Below are 19025 nucleotides of genomic sequence, written 5' to 3'. Positions count from 1 at the left end.
ATCGCGAAAATCTGTCAAAAGGCCGGTTTATTTTGACCGGCCTTTTTTGTTGGTCAATTTGCCTGAAACTCAAACATCTTTCGGAAGATGCCAGGCGCAATTGCTGAAATCGGATTGACGGACAGCACCGGATCCGAAACCGACCCGGACAGTTTGTAGGTGACGCCAATCAGCCCTTCCCCGGAATTGCCACCAAGCGCAAACCCAAGCAACGGTATTTTTGCAAAGAAATTGTTCAGCGCATAAATCGGTACGAATGTTCCGGTCAGGTTGAGTGTCTGCTGATCCAAATCGACAGTGCCGCTGACCGTGCCACCAAGCGCAGCCCCCTGCAGGGCCCCTTTGGTGATTGTCATCAAGTCACCATCACGCTTGAAACTGATGTCAAGTGTGTCGAAACTTGCCGTACCATCAACTTCCCGCCGATTGGCAACCGAACCATCTGGATTCAATCCGTTTCGGTCACGCTCCCGGATTCGTTTGATAGCGGGGTCTTCGGTGATCTTCAGCTTTCGGACATTAAAGTCCCCAACCCAACTGTCTTCGTCGGCCATGGCAACATTCACGGTTCCCTTGCCGCCTTGCATACGTTCGTAAAGGTCCAGAAAGCGAAGTGTTGCCCCGGTATCGGCAAAGTTCCCGATGGCTGACTGCGATCCGTTCTGCGGTGTCACGGAGAATTCGAAACTGGAATTTCCATTCATCAACCCACCCAGATCAGCCGACATCAGACCTTTGCTGCCGGTCTCGATCTGCCCGGCGAAATCTGAGATACTTTGCCCGTTGAAGCCCGTGACACGATCAATCGTAGCTGAAATTCTCGCTCCGTCTTCAAAGTCGCCCGCTCCCTTGCTTCCACCGGGACTGCGAATGCTGCGAATTAGTCCACGACCGTCGAACGCAGCTCCTGCAAAAATAATGTCGTATCGACCACCTAAAGCGCGCTGTATGTCGACTTCTACATCGTCTCCCGGACGAAGCTGAAAAGTATCAAACGAAGCTGTGACAAGGTCACCATCAGCCGACAGGTTCATTCTCCCGGCGACATTGACACCTTCCGACGTAAGCTTGAAGTTCTCGATCTTGCGTGAAGTATCCGTCTCCACGAGCCTGAAGGAGGCAGTTGCCGGAACCCCATTGGCCTTGTGCCATCCAAGGGCCAGCAAGCGCACATCTGTAGGTTTCAGATCGATAACAAAGTCCTGTGCATCCTCTGCCCGTGTGACGTTCAGCGTCATGGGCCCGTCCAGAAACGCCGTCAGATCGATCCCCTTGTCTCTCAGCTGTGCGGCAGTGGTGGTGACAATAACGTCTTGCTTGCCGGCAACTCCGTTTTCACCAAGAGGAACGACAAGATCGATATCAGCCTGCAAGCCGTCCAGTTTGCCCCGTCCCGTTATCGCGACCTGCTGCTTGTTCGCATCTATTGAGACATCTGCATCTGCAACGGTGTGTCCCAAAATCGGGTTTGCATCGGTAAAATTCTGCAATTCGCCAGTTGCCCGCCAATCGAGATCGACAATGTCGACAGGTTCTCCGAGCGGAAAGGTTGCCGTTACATCGAGTTCGCCCTGACCGCTGACACCGTCGTTTTTCAATCCGGCGCGCTCAAGTACTCTGAAGGGAGCGCTGTCGACGACCTCTCCCAGATCCTTTGCCTCGCCTTGCAACTTCGTCGTGATCTGGGCAGTCTTTCCATGCCGGTGCGGCAAGTTGAATATATTGAAGACCCCCACTGGCAAAACGATCTCGCCACCATCAGGGGCCGTCACATAGCCGTCGGTTGCCGAGACGGTGAGCGTTTCGTCTTGAACAGTCAGCGTCCCAGACAACCCCTTTATCTCTGGTACTTCTCCGATGGGCGTGACGGATCCATCAGAAAAGGTCATGTCCAGACGCATGTCGTCGCCGGACCACCCCGGATCCGGATCACGATGATTGAATGCCGGTGGACGGATAGCACCGGTGTAGGAAACCGTTTCTATTGTTCCACCTGTTATTCTGTCGATGATCCATCGCCGCGCAGGTGGAACGAGTGTTATTGGCCAAAGCTGTTTGGCCACGGCGATCGGGATCTTCTCCCCCTCCGCGGCAAGAGCCAGATAAGGGCCATCGGACGTTAACTCGAGTTCGGCCACACCGTGAACAACCGCTTTGCCGGAACGCGCGGTAAAACGATCGATCGACAAAAGCCGATCTTGCGTGTCAAAACGCGCTCTAACCTGGACCCCATCAAGCATATGGGGCGCTTCTCGAATATCGGCCGAACCGAATTGCGGATATTCCGCGTCCAGCTTGATGCCCCATTCTCGTCCACCGTCGAGACCGGGCTCCAAAGCTCCTGTGAAGAAGATTCGGCTGTTACCTCGAATGATATGAGATTTCGTTATTTCAATAGGTTGACCGGTTTTTTTAAAGAGAAGAGACAAAGCTGCATCGTCAAATGCAACCAATGTCCTTCCCATTTGAAACCAGCCATTTCGGACCCGGGCAACTGCGTTTGCTGAAAGAAACACACCTTCCGCATCCAGCCTGCTTTCAATTTTTGCCGAAGCCGGCAACCCAAAGCCCTTGCCGTATTGCGGCGTGGCCTCGGGGCCAAGCAATTCGGCGAGAGTGATACCGTTGACCACAACGCCAATGCTTTTCTCAGCGCCGCCTTCGGGTGCGCTGCGTGCAAGCTCCACCCGCCAGGTGGAAACACCGCCCGATATTTTTGCAAAAGCGCGGATCGCACGTTTGCTTCCCCTGAAGACATTAGCGTCTATGCCCGCAAACCGTCGCTCGGTTGCTCCGGACAATTCAACCGAAGCATCCTTGACGCTGACAAACTTCAGAGCTCTGCGTGCAAATTGATCATCGACTACATCGCTGACCCGATCGACTGCTTCCATAAGCGGGCCAATTTCAGGGATCTTGGTCGGGCCGCCTTTCAGCTCGATTTCGACGTGCGGTTGATCAAGAATGAGCGAGGAGAAATGGACTTTGCCAGAGAAAAGCGCGTCCCTGTTAAGAGGTGCGGTCAGCTTGGGAAGGCGCAAAGTGACTGCCGAGGGGCCACTGATATTGGCCTTCGCACCTTCAAGTATGATGTTGATGCCGTCACGCGCAGTAAAGTCAAGGCTTGCGCCGTCTACGGAAAGGGTGACCGGGCCGCGGGTTCCTTGCATTGCCAGAAGACTTCCCAGCATAGGCACGCGAACTGGCCCGGAGGCAAATACAGCGATTGTCGCCGCGATCAAACAGACGAGAAGGAAAGCGACGAAGTATCGTAACCGCTTTCGCTTGGGCCTGGCTTTGCCCGGCTCCTTCTGCTCTGTTGCTCCGCCTTTGGTTGGCAACTCCACAAATCCATTCTAAAGCCTGTGCGTATCTGTCAGGCAATCCGATTTTCCTGAAACAAGACTTCGCTTGTTCCCGCGCAGCATTGAACGAGTCGCCGAGCGACCTATGATACTGCGAACTCTTTGACAAAAGCGACAGTCGCGATCCCGCGAACTGGCGGATTCGGGCATTAACGCACAAACTTTGACGGAAGGAAGGCAATATGGGTGATTTGACCATTGGCGATGCAGCACCTGAGTTTGATCTGGAGAGCGATGGTGGCGGTCGGGTCTCGCTGAGTTCCCTTAGAGGGAAACCCGTGGTGGTCTATTTTTATCCCAAGGACAACACACCAGGCTGCACGAAAGAAGCAATTGCCTTCTCTGAGAACATGGAGGCTTTCAAGAAACTCGGAATCACCATCGTCGGAATTTCTCCCGATTCTGCCAAAAAACACGACAACTTCATTGCCAAACACAATCTCGCGGTCAGACTTGGTGCTGATACGGATACACAAACAGCGGAAAGCTATGGTGTCTGGGTGGAGAAATCCATGTACGGCAAGAAATACATGGGTGTGGAGCGCGCTACATTTTTGATAGACGCGGAAGGGAAAATCGCCCAAATCTGGCGAAAAGTGAAAGTTCCCGGGCATGCCGAAGCAGTGTTTGAAGCAGCAGGTGCACTCTAGCCCACTTGAATACAAGGCGCGCATGCTGACGACGGAAAAATCAGAGATCCCCGAAAGCCTGGTTGCCGGTGCACGCGCAATTGTCGCGGCTCCCGAGACCAGCGAAAAGGTTCGGCTCGCTTACGGCGTTTCCAAAGCATGGTTTCAAAGAAGCCTGGCTTTGGGCTCGCTATCAAAAAACGGTCACATGCCGGATCGGCCGGGCCGCCCGCCGAAGCCCACGCTTCTCGCGCCGCGCGACATGCCCAAACGAAGCCTCACCGGCAAAGCGGGTAGACTTGCGCTCATCCATTCGCTTGCGCATATCGAGTTGAATGCCGTTGATCTGACCTGGGACCTTATCGGACGTTTTGCTTACGTCCGATTGCCAAGATCCTACTATGACGACTGGGTTCGCGTCGGGCTGGAAGAAGCCAAGCATTTTGCAATGCTACAAGACAGGCTTTCACAGTTGGGCGCTACTTACGGCGACTTGCCGGCTCACGATGGTCTTTGGCAGGCCGCGCAGGACACAGGACACGATCTGGCAGCCAGGCTCGCCATTATTCCCCTTGTCCTGGAGGCTCGGGGCCTCGATATCACGCCCCCAATGATAGAAAAGGCCCGTCAGATCGATGACAAAGAAACGGCAAAGTGCCTGGATATCATTTACCGGGACGAAAAGAATCACGTCGCATTTGGTGCCAAATGGTTCCGATTCTTGTGCGATCGACAGGGAATCAGAGCTGAACCGGCTTTCCACGCCTATGTCCGGCGACACTTCCGCGGAGCTCTGAAGCCGCCCTTTAACGATCGTGCACGCTCTGAAGCTGGCCTAACCCCTGGGTTTTACAAGCCATTGGCTCCTCTTGTCGGGTAATTTCACCCCCTTTGAAGACGATTTATTAACCTTACCAAATTCTAATCACACTCAGTTCCTTTGCAGAATGCAGGCAGTGACTGAGTGAACATGCAACAGCGCCGAGAAAAGACGCGGATATACCCAAATCAAAGGGTGGCAGCACATCATGCGCCCTTGGGGAAAAACGCCAAAACAACCACATATACTGTGCGTCCCGCTCACCTTGTCTGCGGCGCCATCGCCTGTGTGACCGCCACACTCGCAGTGGTTGGGACTGTCGGGTACTATCTCATGCGCAACGATATGATGGCGGAAGCAAGCGCTGAGCGCACCGAACTGGTTTTGGAGTATCAGGATCACATCGATCGCCTGCGTGCCGAAATTGAAAACCTGAACAGCCGCCAGATGGTTGATCGGGAGTCTGTCGAAATCCAGGTCATGGACGTGCTGCGCAGGCAGCAGGACCTCAACCAGCGTCATGCTATTGTCGCCGACCTTGTTGCACGGGCGGAAAACGCAGGCATCTATCTCAGCAGCGACAAGCCACTGCCTCCACAAAAACCCAGCCTGGATGGCCGTGGACTTGCAGCGATTGATAGGCAGGACAAATCAGCGATTGGTGGCGAAACGGAGCTGATTCACGAGCCGGTCAAAGCACTCGGTCTTCGCGATGGCACAAGCAGGAGCGTCGATCCGCTCACAATCCTGCAACAACCGGCCGATGACGCTAACGCCGACCTGCTCGACAAAAAAACTCTAAGAAACAAACTGCTCTCGATGCGGTGAAGGCCGACATTTCGGCGATGGACGTCGAAAGTACCGCAGCCATTGATGCCATCACGGTGGCAACTGAGGGCCGGATTGACGATATCCTTGACATCACCCGAAAGATAGCACCGTCTGTTAATACGGCGCTGCGCAAGAAGACATCCGTCGGCGGCCCATTTCTGCCGATAACCGATGAAAACTTCCCTCAGAGAATCGAACGCGCCAGCAATGCGCTCAATGCGTTACGGCGAATAAAATTCACTGCCTTGCGGCTCCCCGTCAAACGCCCGATCAAAAACGGGTCGGTTTCCAGCAGTTATGGACCTCGTGTCGATCCGTTCCTTGGCCGTCTTGCCATGCACACCGGCACAGACTTCAAGGCGCCATATGGAGCACGTGTCTATTCGACTGCTCCCGGAACGATCCTGAGCGCCAAATGGCAAGGTGGATACGGCAAGATGGTGGAGATCCGCCACGCCAATGGGTTTGTAACGCGTTACGCACATCTCAGCCGCATTCGCGTATCTGTTGGCGATCATGTGCTGGCAGGTGACCTGATTGGAAATGTCGGTTCCACTGGCCGATCAACTGGCCCTCATCTTCATTACGAGATCCGTCGCAATGAAAAGCCCAGCAATCCGGCTTCTTTCCTGGCCGCAGGCGAAAAACTCGCCGCGCTGTCACTCTAAGAAAAACGGGGCCAGTGAGGCCCCGTCTGTTTCGACAGTGTTTTGAGACTATTCTACGTCCTCTACCTCAACCGGTTCGCCACCGAAGACACGCTGCGCCAATGCCGCTTCCATAAACCGGTCAAGGTCTCCATCCAAGACATCGCCAGGTGAAGTGCTTTCAACACCAGTGCGAAGATCCTTCACCAGCTGATAGGGCTGAAGAACGTAGGATCTGATCTGGTGACCCCAGCCAATGTCCGTCTTGGACGCAGCTTCGGCACTCGCCGCTTCTTCGCGTTTTTTCAGCTCTGCCTCATAAAGGCGTGCCTTGAGCATGCCCCAAGCCGTTGCCCGGTTCTTGTGCTGCGAACGCTCTGACTGGCATTGAACGACAATCCCGGTCGGCTGGTGCGTAATGCGGACAGCCGAGTCTGTTGTGTTGACGTGCTGTCCACCCGCACCTGAAGCCCGGTAGGTATCGATGCGGCAATCGCTTTCATTTACATCGATTTCGATGGAATCATCGATCACCGGGTAGACCCAGGCACTCGAAAAGCTTGTGTGGCGACGCGCATTGCTGTCATAGGGCGAGATACGAACCAGTCGGTGAACACCAGACTCCGTCTTCATCCAGCCATAGGCATTCTCACCCTTGATGAGGAGCGTCGCGGATTTGATGCCGGCCTCCTCACCATCATGGTATTCAAGTACTTCAACCTTGAAACCGTGTTTTTCCGCCCATCGTCTGTACATCCTCAGCAACATGGACGCCCAGTCCTGGCTTTCCGTGCCACCTGCCCCGGAATTGATCTCCAGATAGGTGTCGTTGGCGTCAGCTTCACCGGACAGCAATGATTGCAGCTGCAGTTCGTTGACCTTGTCTTTCAGGCCACGCAGCGCGTCCTCGGCATCCTCAACGACGGACTTGTCTTCTTCCATCTCTCCGAGTTCGATGAACTCGACATTGTCGGCCAGATCCTGCTCAAGTCCCTTGACGCCGTTGATACCGTCGTCGAGCTGCTGCCTTTCCCGCATGAGCTTTTGCGCCCGGCTCGGATCGTTCCACAGTTCCGGGTCTTCAGAAAGAGCGTTCAGTTCTTCCAGGCGGACAAGTGCATTGTCCCAGTCAAAGATGCCTCCTCAGCAGGCTTATGGCCTGCTTGATTTCATCGACGATCGCTTCCATTTCGGCGCGCATCGGGTACCTCGCGTCATTTTATGTGAAGCGGCCCGGTCTCCACGAGGAGACACGGGCCGGGAATTGGAGCGGGACATTACCCGCGAGACCAGCTGCTGTAAACCGCACTGACTGGTCTCAGTTGTCCTATCGCGACCAAAGGAGTTTTTGGCCGGTTAGTAGAGGCCACCCGTGCCGCCGGCAACCGCATCCAGAGCTTCCTGCGAAACATTGGCCGGAACGCCCATGGAGTCCTGGAAATCGATCACGGAGAAGCTGTCATTTGGTGCCATACCCGGTTTGAAGGCTTCCAGGATTGCGCCTGGTGTTCCTGCCGCCGCACTCAACCCCGTCCTGCGGTTGATTGCGATCAGTTGCAGTCCTTTGGGCACCCTGAATTCTACTGGCGGTTTGTCGGCTAGCGCCTTTTTCACGAAATCCGTGAAGATCGGTGCCGAAACCTGGCCACCTGTCGCTCCGCGGCCCATGGGTTTCGGATTGTCGAATCCGACAAAGACGCCGACCGCGAGGTCGGGCGTGAAGCCCATGAACCAGGCGTCTTTTTCGTCGTTTGTCGTCCCTGTTTTTCCGGCAACCGGACGACCGACAGCGCGTACAGAAGTTGCTGTACCACGTTGAACAACACCTTCCATCATGGAAGTTATCTGGAAAGCGGTCATTGGGTCCAGAACCTGCTCGCGATCATCGATAAGTGCCGGTTCACCCTGCCCTTCCCAATTGTCCTGCGTGCAGCCATCACAGATCCGGCTGTCGTGTTTGTAGATGGTACGGCCGTAGCGGTCCTGAATGCGGTCAATAAGGGTCGGACGCACTTTCCGTCCACCATTTGCAATCGTTGCGTAGGCGGTCGTCAGGCGCAACACGGTGGTTTCCCCGGCGCCCAATGACATCGACAGAACCGGAAGCATGTTGTCATAGATGCCAAACCGCTTGGAGTATTCGGCAACGAGGGGCATGCCCATGTCTTGCGCCAAACGCACGGTCATGACGTTTCTGGACAGTTCAATACCCGTACGCAAAGTAGACGGGCCGTAGAATTTACCACCGTAGTTTTGTGGCCGCCATGTGCCGAGCCCCGGTCCCTGGCTGATCTCCAGCGGGGCATCCATGATCACGGATGACGGTGTGTAGCCATTGTCGAGCGCCGCGGCGTATAGGAACGGCTTGAACGAGGATCCAGGCTGGCGATAAGCCTGAGTTGCCCTGTTAAATTCACTTTGTGCGAAGCTGAACCCGCCCACCATGGCAAGAACACGACCCGTATAGGGGTCCATGGCCACAAGTGCACCGGATACCTTCGGGATCTGACGAAGCTCAAAAGTTCCCGGTGCAACCGGGCTTTCCTGAACGTAGACGACATCCCCAGGCGTCAGCACATCCGAAACCGCGGCTGGTGCCCGGCCGGATACCCGTGCCCATTTCATCGTTTCCAGGAAAAGCTGTCCGGTTTGGCGTTCTTCGTCGAGACTGCCACTTACCAGCCGCTTTGGCTGGAGGCCGACTCGCGCTTCATCGCCACCGCTTTCCAGAACGACTGCGAGCTGCCATTCCGGAATGTCGCTCAAAGCTTCCACCTTGGACAGGTCGACACCCCAATCGGCATCAAGCGCGATCTTCTCAACCGGTCCGCCCCAACTGCCTCGCTTGCGGTCAAAGTCGATCAAACCATCCATGAGAGACTTGCGCGCCATCTTCTGAAGCTCGGGATCCAGTGTGGATCTGACCGAGAGCCCGCCCTCGTAAAGACGCTTGTCTCCGAATATTTCCGCGACTTCTCGCCTGACTTCTTCTGTGAAATACTCTGCGGCAAACAGGAAAGATCCACGTTCGCGGGGTTTGACAACAATCGATTTCTTCTTGGCTTCTTCGCCTTCCGCGGTCGAAATGTAGCCATCAGCCATCATGCGATCGAGCACATAGTTGCGGCGGGCGATGGCCGCTTCTGTCTTGCGATACGGATGATAGTTGCTGGGCCCCTTCGGAAGTGCGGCCATATAGGCGATCTCTTCCAAATTGAGCTCGTGCACGGATTTGTCGAAATAGATCAGTGAGGCTGCAGCGACACCGTACGCTCCAAACCCAAAATAGATCTCGTTGAGATAGAGCTCGAGAATCTCGTCCTTGGTAAAGGCCTGTTCAATGCGCAGTGAGAGGATGGCTTCCTTGACTTTGCGCTCATAGGCTGCCGAGCGGCGACGGCGTTCTTCGCTGACAAGATCGGACAACAGAAAGTTCTTTGCCACCTGTTGCGTGATCGTTGAGGCCCCTTCCGGGCGCCGGCCGGAACCGTAATTTTGAACGAAACGCACGCCGGCGCGGGCGATGCCTTCCGGGTCGACGCCGATATGGGAATAGAAATTCTTGTCTTCCGCGGCGATAAAAGCCTGTTTCACACGATCCGGAATGGCCTGGATCGGCAAGAACATGCGGCGCTGCGTGGCGTATTCAGCCATAAGGCTACCATCCGCCGCGTGAACGCGTGTCATCACAGGCGGTTCGTAGTTCTGCAACGCTGTATAGTCAGGCAGATCTTCCGACAGGGACTCCAGATACATCCAGACACCTGCCGCTATCAACAGCGCAAATACTGCACCGATCCCGAAAAGATAGCCAAAAAACTTCACCAAAAATTTCATACTGCGGGCTCGTCTTTCCCCGTCATTAACGCGTCAGGCTTTTTAACACGGAAACCTTAATACAGCACCCTTTGGTGCCGACTGTCACACACACTTGTCAGCCTTCCTCGTGCACCAATATGGCGATGCTGAGGCAACGGCCTGACAAGACCTTCAATTTTCGAGACAATTCAGGCCTTTTACTGAGATGGCGTTGCCTGCTGCCGGGCCAACCTTGGCCGGAAAAACCCGTGAATAGCTTCGCTCATTGCGCCGGCCATGCGCTCACGCCATTCCGCAGATATCAGGAGCTTTTCGTCATGCTCGTTCGAGAGATAGCCCAGCTCGACCAGAACTGAGGGCACATCATGCGCTTTCAATACTCGAAAACCCGCAGACCTGTGCGGATTGTTGATCAGTCGAACAGCGCTTTTAAGCTCGCTTACGAGCGTTCTGGCGAAATAGACTGAAAACGACCTTGTTTCCCGCCGAGCCAGATCCAGCAGAATATCGGTCACCTCAGTCGGCTCGTCCTGCAATTCCACACCGGCGATAATGTCGGACATATTTTCGGTTTCCGCCAAGTCTTCTGCAAGTTGGTCAGAGGCTTTGTCTGAAAGAGTATAAACCGTTGCTCCCCTTGCGTATTTCTGACCTCTTCTGACCGAATCAGCATGAATGGAAATGAACAGGTCCGCTTCGAGATCGTGTCCGATCTGGACCCGCTTCGCGAGCGGAATAAACGTGTCTTCCTCGCGCGTCATATGCACATTATAGAGACCGCTTTCCTCCAGTTTTTCCTTCAGCAGCTTGGCGAAATCCAAAACAATGGCCTTCTCCAGCGTACCGGCAACGCCTGTTGCGCCGGTGTCGATGCCACCATGGCCCGGGTCCAGAACAATAAGAGGCTTGTCGCTGTCACTTCCGGTCGCAAGCCGGTCGCTCTTGGTATCTGTTTTCTTGTCTGCAGTGGACCGATTGGGGCGCGAGGCTTCCACAAAGGCCGAGAATTCTTCCGCCGACGTGCTGACCAGATCCACAACAAGGCGTGCCGGCTGGTCATCAATTGCGGGCAAAAAGAAAGTCTTATCCACACTTACTGGGCCGGTCAGGTCCAGAACAATCCGGGATTTACCGACGGCGAACAAACCGAATCGCCAGTCGGAAACGAGACCTCGCCCGCTCTCGCCGGCATCCTCGGGCACCTTGAAGACCATCTCTGGGAGATCGATGATCAGTCGATAGGGATTGCGCAAGCCGGAAATCGCCGGCGTCACTTGCCGGTCCATGTCCAAAACGATTCGCGTTCGAGCGTCGTCGCCCGCCACTCTGGCGCCCAAAACCGTCGGCTTTTGGGCTTCCGCGTGCGCGTCAACCGATACCGTATTGAGTCCAAACAGCAAAAGGCACAATACGATACCAACGGTCGTCAGCATCTGAGCTATGACAGTCGGCACGATGCCTACCAACGGTTTTATCCAGTGTTTCACTTCAATTATTCCGGCCATTTTGCTTGCAATTTGCCTGCACACGGGCCCCAGCCAACCCTGTCATACGCGATCCGGTACTCAAGGAAAATGCCTTATGCATTTCACATTGCTTGCAAAGCGAAGCATCGGATCGTAAAAGTACCTTACGGATTTCGGTTCAAGACCGATACCTTCCCTGGTGACGAACAAGGGTTTCTATCCACAACGTCATCACCCGCCAGGACATGGAAATGGCAGAACAGAGGCCGTTCTACCAGTGAAAAGTTCCACTTGGCAGTCAGCGGATAAGGTATTGGCACATCTTTGAAACCGCCCCGCCTCGCAATGTGATGCCCATAACCAATGGCAGATTTTCCGGCGAGGACCGCGGCGGCTCTTCTAGACGAACACAGTCCGGAACCGGTGCAGACCGAGCGTTCACGCCAAGCTGTAAACCGGAAAAGGTACAACGACTTAACTAAAGGGCTTGCGTTGCCCCGAAGGACCCGCGCGATGCACATGGAGAACAACATACAGCAAGGCCCCGCATTTGCGGCCGCTTGTGTTGATGACCCGACCGCGCCGGGCGCAGACGCCCTTTCTCATCTTAGCAAAACAAATACGGCAGCCATCCTCCTTTCGGGCGATGCGCGTTTTGCATACGCGCCCATGAGCGCTGCCGTGGAGAAGTTTCATAATGGCAAACAAAATGCTGATCGACGCGGGCCACCCGGAAGAGACCCGGGTCGTCGTCGTGCGTGGCAATCGGGTTGAAGAATTCGACTTTGAAGCGGCAAACAGAAAGCAGCTTCGCGGGAATATTTACTTAGCAAAGGTAACAAGGGTCGAACCCTCGCTTCAGGCGGCCTTCGTGGAATATGGAGGAAACCGTCACGGTTTCCTCGCTTTCAGTGAAATTCACCCGGACTACTATCAAATTCCCGTTGCGGACCGTGAGGCGTTGCTTGCAGCCGAAGCTGCCGAGCGCCAGCGTGACGACACAGAAAACGAAGAAAAGCCAAAGCGCCGTCGGAAATCTCGAGCAGCCAAGAACGAGGCGAGCGAGACAGTCGCCAGTGAGAAAGTGGCAGCTCAATCCGAAGACGAGGCGAGCGCGGCAGAAGACGGCGAAACCGTCGAGGAGAGCCCAAGCCAGGCTCCTGAGGGAGATGAAGAGCTGACTGTAGCTGCCTCCGAACAGGATGCAGCTCTGGACGAGGCACCTGGAACGGACGCAGGCGACACAGCTTCTGAGGAAGTATCGGCCAAGGCGCCACAGCAGGACTCTGAGGACGAGACGTCTGACAGAGAAGCTCCCGAGGCAGATACTGGAGAAGACGACTCCGAGGAATCCGAAGAAGACGTTACCGACACCGCCGAAACGGACGAAGAAGAAGAAAAAGACCGGCCCGCGGACGTCGCGGCCGCCGCCGTCGGAATGACGACGACGACGATGCCGATTCGGATGAAGACGCCATTGAATCCGTTGGCGCGGAAGACGCTATGGAGGAAGTTCCTGAGCGGTCCGTTCCGGTACGCAAGCAGTACAAGATCCAGGAAGTTATCAAGCGCCGCCAAATCATCCTGGTCCAGGTCGTCAAGGAAGAACGCGGCAACAAGGGCGCTGCCCTGACCACTTACTTGTCGTTGGCTGGCCGGTATTCGGTTCTTATGCCTAACACGGCACGAGGTGGCGGTATCTCTCGCAAGATCACGCAGCCAACTGACCGCAAGCGCCTGAAAAAGATTGCGTCCGAGCTCGATGTGCCGGAAGGCATGGGCGTAATCTTGCGCACAGCCGGCGCAAGCAGGACCAAGGCCGAGATCAAGCGCGACTTTGAATATCTCATGCGGCTTTGGGAAAATGTCCGGGAGTTAACACTGAAATCCAGTGCGCCCAGCCTCGTTTACGAGGAAGGCAGTCTCGTAAAGCGCTCAATTCGTGATCTATACAACAAGGACATAAACGAAGTTCTGGTTTCCGGTGACGAGGGCTACCGGGAAGCCAAGGATTTCATGCGCATGCTCATGCCGAGCCACGCAAAGAATGTTCAGCCCTATCGCGACCCCTCGCCGCTTTTCATAAGGTACGGAGTGGAACCGCAGCTTGATGCGATGTTCTCACCGCAAGTGACCTTGAAATCGGGGGGATACATCGTCATCAACCAGACCGAAGCTCTGGTGTCTATCGATGTGAACTCAGGCAAATCCACGCGCGAACACAATATCGAAGACACAGCTCTCCAAACCAACCTGGAGGCAGCCGAAGAGGTTACACGTCAGCTAAGGCTCAGAGACCTCGCCGGTCTCGTTGTTATCGACTTCATCGATATGGAGGAATCGAAAAACAACCGTGCCGTCGAACGAAAGCTGAAAGATTGCTTGAAAAACGATCGGGCGCGTATCCAGGTTGGACGCATCTCCCATTTCGGCCTGCTGGAAATGTCCCGTCAGCGGATCCGGACAGGCGTTCTGGAAAGTTCGACAACACCCTGCCCTCACTGCCAGGGCACAGGCATGATCCGGTCCGTGGAATCGGTTGCGCTTCACGTGCTCAGGTCTATCGAGGACAACCTGCTCAAGGGTGCCTCACACAACCTGATCATTCGCACGACCACACAAGTCGCGCTCTATATTCTGAACCAGAAGCGCTCCAACCTCTTTGATTTAGAGACCCGCTTCGGTGTCGAAATCGAGGTGCACGCTGACGACATGGTCAATGGTCAACTCTACGTGCTTGAGCGTGGAGCCCCGGTTGACAGGGATCGAATTCCGGCACCGGTTCCGATCGTTCAGCCCGATACCGTCGAGATCATCGACGAGTCAACTGAACAGCCGGTTGTCGAAGAGGAAGCGCAGGAAGAAGACGGCGAAGGTCGTCGTCGCAAACGTCGGCGCAAGCGCCGCAGAGGCGGGTCCGATCAGCAGGGTGACGAAAACGAAACTCGCCAGACCTCGGGAGAAAGTGACGAGCAGACTGAAGACGAAGATGCGTCTCAGGAGGCACGTTCGGAAGACAGTGACGGTGAAGATGAGCCTCGGCGCAAACGCCGCCGTGGTCGTCGCGGAGGACGTAGAGGGCGTCGCAACGGCGATGAATTGCGTGCTGACGGAGACGATGACGAGAACACTGAAGCGCCGAACAGTGCGAACGGTGAAGCTCAGGACGGCTTTGACGCTCAGGAGAGCTCAGAGACAGCTGCGACATCTGAGGAAGCCGCTGAGGCCGCGAACAGTGATGACAGCGACGCAGCACCTGTAGAAGTGTCAGAAACCGATACGGTTGTTGAGGCAATTGACGAAAACGTTGCCCCAGAAACGGAAGGCACTTCAACGCAAGACACGCCCGAATCCGATGGTGTTGTTGCTGCCGAAGTTGTCGAGACAGTTGTCTCGGAAGAAACAATCGTGGTGGAAACTCCAACCTCCGAACAGCCCGTTGCTGCAGACGCGCCTGAAGAGGACGCAGAGGTCAAACCTGCCGCTCCAGCTGAACCGGTGGTCACAAGCGAAACGTCGCAGGACGAAAAGGAAGACAAACCAAAACGTGTCGGCTGGTGGCAGCGAGGACGATCGTTCTTCTGATTTCAAATTGCAGTTGTAGCTACAAGGCGGCCAATTTGGCCGCCTTTTCTTTATGATGCGGTCTTCAAATCTTTCCTAGAAAACCTGAAAGCCGTTCCAATGCAGATTTCATATCCTCATGGGCTCCGGCAAAGGAAAAACGCAGAAATTCATGACCGTGGACCGGGTCGAAATCGACACCGGGTGTCGCTGCGACCCCCGCTTCATGGAGTATACGCTTGGCAAACTCGAGACTGTTTGAACTGAATCTGCTGATGTCGGCGTAGATGTAAAACGCTCCGTCCACCGGCAACAACTTGTCGAAACCGATTGCCGGCAATCCATCCAGCAGCAAAGTCCGATTGGCTGCATAACCCGCCTTGACTGCTTCAAGTTCCTGAACCGCGTCAAGTGCGGACGCGGCCGCGATCTGGGAGAGTTCGGGCGGTGAGATGTATAGGCTTTGCGCAATACGTTCGGTCGGACGGATGAGTTGCTCTGGCAAGACCATCCAGCCGATCCGCCAGCCAGTCATACAATAGTATTTTGAAAAACTATTGATAATTATAGCGTTTTCAGAAGTTTGCAGGGCGGTCTTCTGCTCCCCGGCATAGTCGAGGCCATGGTAGATTTCATCGGAAATGAACCAGATCCCCTCATGGTCGCAATAGTTTATGAGGTTGTCCAACGCTTCAGCACTCATCATGGTGCCAGTCGGATTGGCGGGGCTGGCAACCAGAACACCTCTGATTGGACCTTCACGCCTGGCAGCTTCCAGATGGTCCGGCGTCAGGCACCAGCGGGTGTCTGAACCGACTTCCACTTCAATGGGGATTAACCCGAGCGCTTTCATGATGTTGCGGTATGCCGGGTATCCAGGTGCGGTCAACACGACACGGTCACCAGGATCGAATGCTGACAGGAACGCCAGATTGAAACCTGCAGAAGAACCGGTTGTCGCCATGATCCGCTCCGCGGGTACGTTCACGCCATAAGTGTGCCGGTAGTGCGCAGAAAGCGCAGTCCTCAGCGACTTGATGCCGAGCGCTTCAGTATAGCCGAGACGGCCATGCTTCAGCGCCTCTGCAGCGGCTGCAAGCGCTGGCTTTGGTGCTGGCGCTGAAGGTTGACCAACTTCCATATGAACGATTGATCGCCCCTGTGCTTCCAGTTTGGCTGCCTCGGACAAAACGTCCATGGCGATAAAGGGGGCAACCTCGCTTCGCTTGGAAGGCGAAAAGACTGGTGTGTTCATAAGGGTAGCGTTTCCGGTCGTGCTTCGAAGGCACCCGGTATCGCGGATTTTAGGAAGTGATGCAACGCATCCACCAGAATTCCAGCAGCGGACAGTCTCAATCCTTACTTATTTGTCATTCGGCTTTTCTTGACCCTGACGCGACACCTCCATACCTTCGCCACACAAATATGTGCGTGGAATGGGTGTGCTGCCCCAAAACACATCAAAGAGCGAGAAGACCTTCGTGCCCGTTCAAGCCTTGCCGACGCTGAAGTCCGGTAGTCGATTGATAAAAAAAGCCGTTGCCATCGCCTGCTCGGCTGCAATCCTTTTGCCAATGGCGATTGTCCCCGCACAGGCGCAACGCGGAAAACTGCCGCTGGTCCGCGACGCTGAAGTGGAAGCGCTGCTGAAGGACTACGCCAAGCCCATCTACAAGGTGGCTGGCATTTCCAATTCAGAACCGCAGATCATTCTCGTCAACGACAAGAGTTTCAACGCCTTCGTTCCAGATTCCCGGCGCATGTTCATCAATATCGGCGTCATCATGGAAGCTGAGGCGCCAGGCGAAGTTATCGGCGTAATAGCGCATGAAACGGGTCATATCGCCGGACGGCATCTGGTGCGTCTGAGATCTGCAGCTGCAAACGCTCAAATCGTTTCCGTGATCGGACTGATACTGGGGGCTGGAGCTGCCGCAGCCGGTGCAGCCGCAGGTTCAGGGGATGCCGCATCGGGAGGTGCCGCTGCTGCTCTTGGCGCAGGCTCCGTCGGCAAACGAACGTTGTTGAACTATCAGCGCGGCGAAGAAGCCGCAGCTGACAGAGCCGCACTCAGATACCTGAATGCAACGGGACAGAGCGCGCGCGGCATGTTGAAAACCTTTCAGCGCATGTCGGAACAGCAAATGTTCTCGCGGAAATTTGCCGACCCATACGCGCAAAGTCATCCAATGGCGCAGGAGCGCTTCAACGGCCTTTTAAATGAGGCTCAAAAATCCAAATACTTCAATCAACCGGAAGACTATGTGCTGCAGTACAGGCACGATCAGGCGCGCGCCAAACTCTTTGCCTTTACCAGTCATCCATCAGCGACGCTGAGAGCCTATCCCAGGAGCGATAAAAGCCCGGCTGCACAATATGCCAGAGCCATCGCAGCCATGCAAAGCCGCGGCAAAGGCGCCGTCAAGGAAATCGATGCCCTGATCCGCACACAGCCCAACAATCCCTACTACTACGAATTGAAGGGTCAGGCTCTCCTGGAAGGTGGCGACCCAAAACGCGCCATTGCGCCGTTTCGAAAGGCACTCTCCTTCAAACCAAACGAACCACAGTTTCTGGTTTGGCTCGGCTACGCGCTTGTCGGTGCCAATGAGCAGTCCTATCTGCCTGAGGCCGAGAAAGTCTTGAAACGGGCCATTCAAATGGACGAAAATTCAGGCATTGCCTATAGCCAGCTTGCCATTGCACATGGCCGCCAGGGCGAACGCGCAGAGGCTGATTTGGCCACTGCGAAGGGTTTGATGGTTCGCGGAGATTTCGAGGCAGCAAAGCGCTATGCGGCGCGTGCTCAAAAAGTTTGAAGCGCGGATCGCCGGCATGGCTTCAAGCGGACGATATAGTAGCGTACAAGACACCCAAACTACCGCGAAACCGCTGACCTGTGACACATAAGGCGGGGAGACCGGCCAAGATCCGGATCTGCCGCCAAAGGAGCCCTGAATGACCCACGTATTCCAATTCTCCCGGCGCCTGTGCCCGCCTGTGCTGTTGAGGATCTTCTCCGCGAGCGCGTTGTGTCTTGCGCTAATCGCAGGGTCCGCAACAGCTCAGGATATTGACCGCGGCGAGATCGAGAAGATCGTGCGCGAGTATATCTTGCAGAACCCGGAGATCATCGCAGAAGCGCTGACCGAATTGGATCGACGTGAACGGGAAGCTGCAGAGGCTGCGCGCTTGCAGGCACTCAATGACAGCGCCGACGTCCTGTTCAATTCCACGCGTCAGGTTGTCATGGGCAATCCCGAAGGCTCGGTGACGCTGGTCGAATTCTTCGACTACAATTGCGGCTACTGCAAACGGGCCTACGGTGACATGATGAAACTCATCGAGGGCGACCCGGACCTGAAGGTCGTACTGAAGGAATTTCCTGTTCTGGGTCAGGGTTCCGTTGAAGCGGCACAAGTCGCGGTCGCGGTCAATTCCGTTGCGCCGGACAAATACGGTGAATTCCACGAGACCCTGCTTCTCAGCCGTGGTCAGGCAAATCGGGCAAGCGCACTCAAGGCAGCTTTGGAGACTGGTATCGAAGAAGACAAGCTTCTCGCAGCCATGGAAACCGAGGAAGCCGGGCTGACGATTGAAGAAGTCTATACCATCGCCAACCGTCTGGGCCTTACCGGAACGCCGTCCTATGTGGTCGGCAACGAAGTCGTAATGGGGGCTGTTGGTTACGACCAATTGCGCAACAAACTGGATGCGATGAAGAACTGTGGTCAAACGACCTGCTAAAAAACCTTCATACGACACGACTTTTCCTCGATTTCGATGATCTGTCGGGGTTTTCCTGTTACAATTGAATGCCTATAAGGGTCGTAATCCGCTTTCTGATCGGAAGCGGGATACGACCTAAAATGCTTTGATAATGC

11 protein-coding genes and 1 pseudogene are annotated in these 19025 nt (G+C 55.2%); 7 read left to right on the top strand and 5 right to left on the bottom strand.

Going from position 1 to position 19025, the window contains the following annotated elements; translation table 11 throughout:
- Positions 1-53: 53 nt before the first annotated feature.
- Entirely contained in the window at positions 54-3170 is a 3117-nt protein-coding gene (locus ACZ1HV_RS00890; protein ID WP_472717036.1) for an AsmA-like C-terminal domain-containing protein, read from the bottom strand.
- A gap of 377 nt (positions 3171-3547) precedes the next feature.
- Between ACZ1HV_RS00890 and bcp the strand changes: the two genes are divergently transcribed.
- From bcp to ACZ1HV_RS00870, 4 genes are all read left to right on the top strand, one after another.
- Entirely contained in the window at positions 3548-4015 is a 468-nt protein-coding gene (bcp, locus tag ACZ1HV_RS00885; protein ID WP_298820458.1) for a thioredoxin-dependent thiol peroxidase, read from the top strand.
- A 22-nt stretch (positions 4016-4037) separates the two neighbouring features.
- A complete protein-coding gene (locus ACZ1HV_RS00880; protein WP_472718383.1) occupies positions 4038-4874 on the top strand; it encodes a ferritin-like domain-containing protein in 837 nt (278 codons plus the stop codon).
- Between the two features lie 228 nt (positions 4875-5102).
- On the top strand, positions 5103-5642 hold the full coding sequence (locus ACZ1HV_RS00875) for a hypothetical protein (protein ID WP_472717035.1): 540 nt from the start codon (positions 5103-5105) through the stop codon (positions 5640-5642).
- Positions 5643-5659: 17 nt separating this feature from the next.
- The gene (locus ACZ1HV_RS00870; protein WP_298820455.1) at positions 5660-6313 is read left to right on the top strand and encodes a M23 family metallopeptidase; all 654 of its coding nucleotides are present in this window, start codon (positions 5660-5662) and stop codon (positions 6311-6313) included.
- Positions 6314-6361: 48 nt separating this feature from the next.
- On the opposite strand, the gene prfB is transcribed toward ACZ1HV_RS00870, so the two are convergent.
- The 3 genes from prfB to ACZ1HV_RS00855 form a co-directional block, all read right to left on the bottom strand.
- Positions 6362-7493, bottom strand: a protein-coding gene (prfB, locus tag ACZ1HV_RS00865) for a peptide chain release factor 2 (RefSeq protein ID WP_472717034.1) whose coding sequence is annotated in 2 segments (ribosomal slippage) — positions 6362-7423 and positions 7425-7493 — 1131 coding nt in all. Because the reading frame shifts where the segments join, the coding sequence is not laid out codon by codon here.
- 155 nt (positions 7494-7648) lie between these two features.
- A complete protein-coding gene (locus ACZ1HV_RS00860) occupies positions 7649-10120 on the bottom strand; it encodes a penicillin-binding protein 1A (protein ID WP_298820610.1) in 2472 nt (823 codons plus the stop codon).
- A gap of 188 nt (positions 10121-10308) precedes the next feature.
- Entirely contained in the window at positions 10309-11598 is a 1290-nt protein-coding gene (locus tag ACZ1HV_RS00855) for an N-acetylmuramoyl-L-alanine amidase (RefSeq protein WP_472717033.1), read from the bottom strand.
- 676 nt (positions 11599-12274) lie between these two features.
- Between ACZ1HV_RS00855 and ACZ1HV_RS00850 the strand changes: the two are divergent.
- A pseudogene (locus tag ACZ1HV_RS00850) lies at positions 12275-15162 on the top strand (Rne/Rng family ribonuclease).
- Between the two features lie 64 nt (positions 15163-15226).
- On the opposite strand, the gene ACZ1HV_RS00845 reads toward ACZ1HV_RS00850, so the two are convergent.
- Positions 15227-16396 carry a pyridoxal phosphate-dependent aminotransferase gene (locus tag ACZ1HV_RS00845; protein WP_298820448.1) on the bottom strand — a complete coding sequence of 390 codons (1170 nt, stop codon included), beginning with the start codon at positions 16394-16396 and terminating at the stop codon, positions 15227-15229.
- 226 nt (positions 16397-16622) lie between these two features.
- On the opposite strand from ACZ1HV_RS00845, the gene ACZ1HV_RS00840 reads away from it, so the two are divergent.
- A complete protein-coding gene (locus ACZ1HV_RS00840; protein ID WP_472717032.1) occupies positions 16623-17960 on the top strand; it encodes a M48 family metalloprotease in 1338 nt (445 codons plus the stop codon).
- A gap of 139 nt (positions 17961-18099) precedes the next feature.
- On the top strand, positions 18100-18888 hold the full coding sequence (locus ACZ1HV_RS00835) for a DsbA family protein (protein ID WP_298820444.1): 789 nt from the start codon (positions 18100-18102) through the stop codon (positions 18886-18888).
- Positions 18889-19025: the final 137 nt, after the last annotated feature.

The sequence above is a fragment of the Roseibium sp. JB4-4 genome (genome assembly GCF_055693425.1).
The sequence above is the reverse complement of the archived record's forward strand: the minus strand, read 5'-3'. Positions and strand labels throughout refer to the sequence as shown.

Bases quoted from the DNA above. Each gene is read 5' to 3' on its own strand.
- ACZ1HV_RS00890 (WP_472717036.1), bottom strand. From the start codon at position 3,170: ATGCAAGGAACCCGCGGCCCGGTCACCCTTTCCGTAGACGGCGCAAGC.
- bcp (WP_298820458.1), top strand. From the start codon at position 3,548: ATGGGTGATTTGACCATTGGCGATGCAGCACCTGAGTTTGATCTGGAG.
- ACZ1HV_RS00880 (WP_472718383.1), top strand. From the start codon at position 4,038: ATGCTGACGACGGAAAAATCAGAGATCCCCGAAAGCCTGGTTGCCGGT.
- ACZ1HV_RS00870 (WP_298820455.1), top strand. From the start codon at position 5,660: ATGGACGTCGAAAGTACCGCAGCCATTGATGCCATCACGGTGGCAACT.
- ACZ1HV_RS00845 (WP_298820448.1), bottom strand. From the start codon at position 16,396: ATGAACACACCAGTCTTTTCGCCTTCCAAGCGAAGCGAGGTTGCCCCC.
- ACZ1HV_RS00835 (WP_298820444.1), top strand. From the start codon at position 18,100: ATGACCCACGTATTCCAATTCTCCCGGCGCCTGTGCCCGCCTGTGCTG.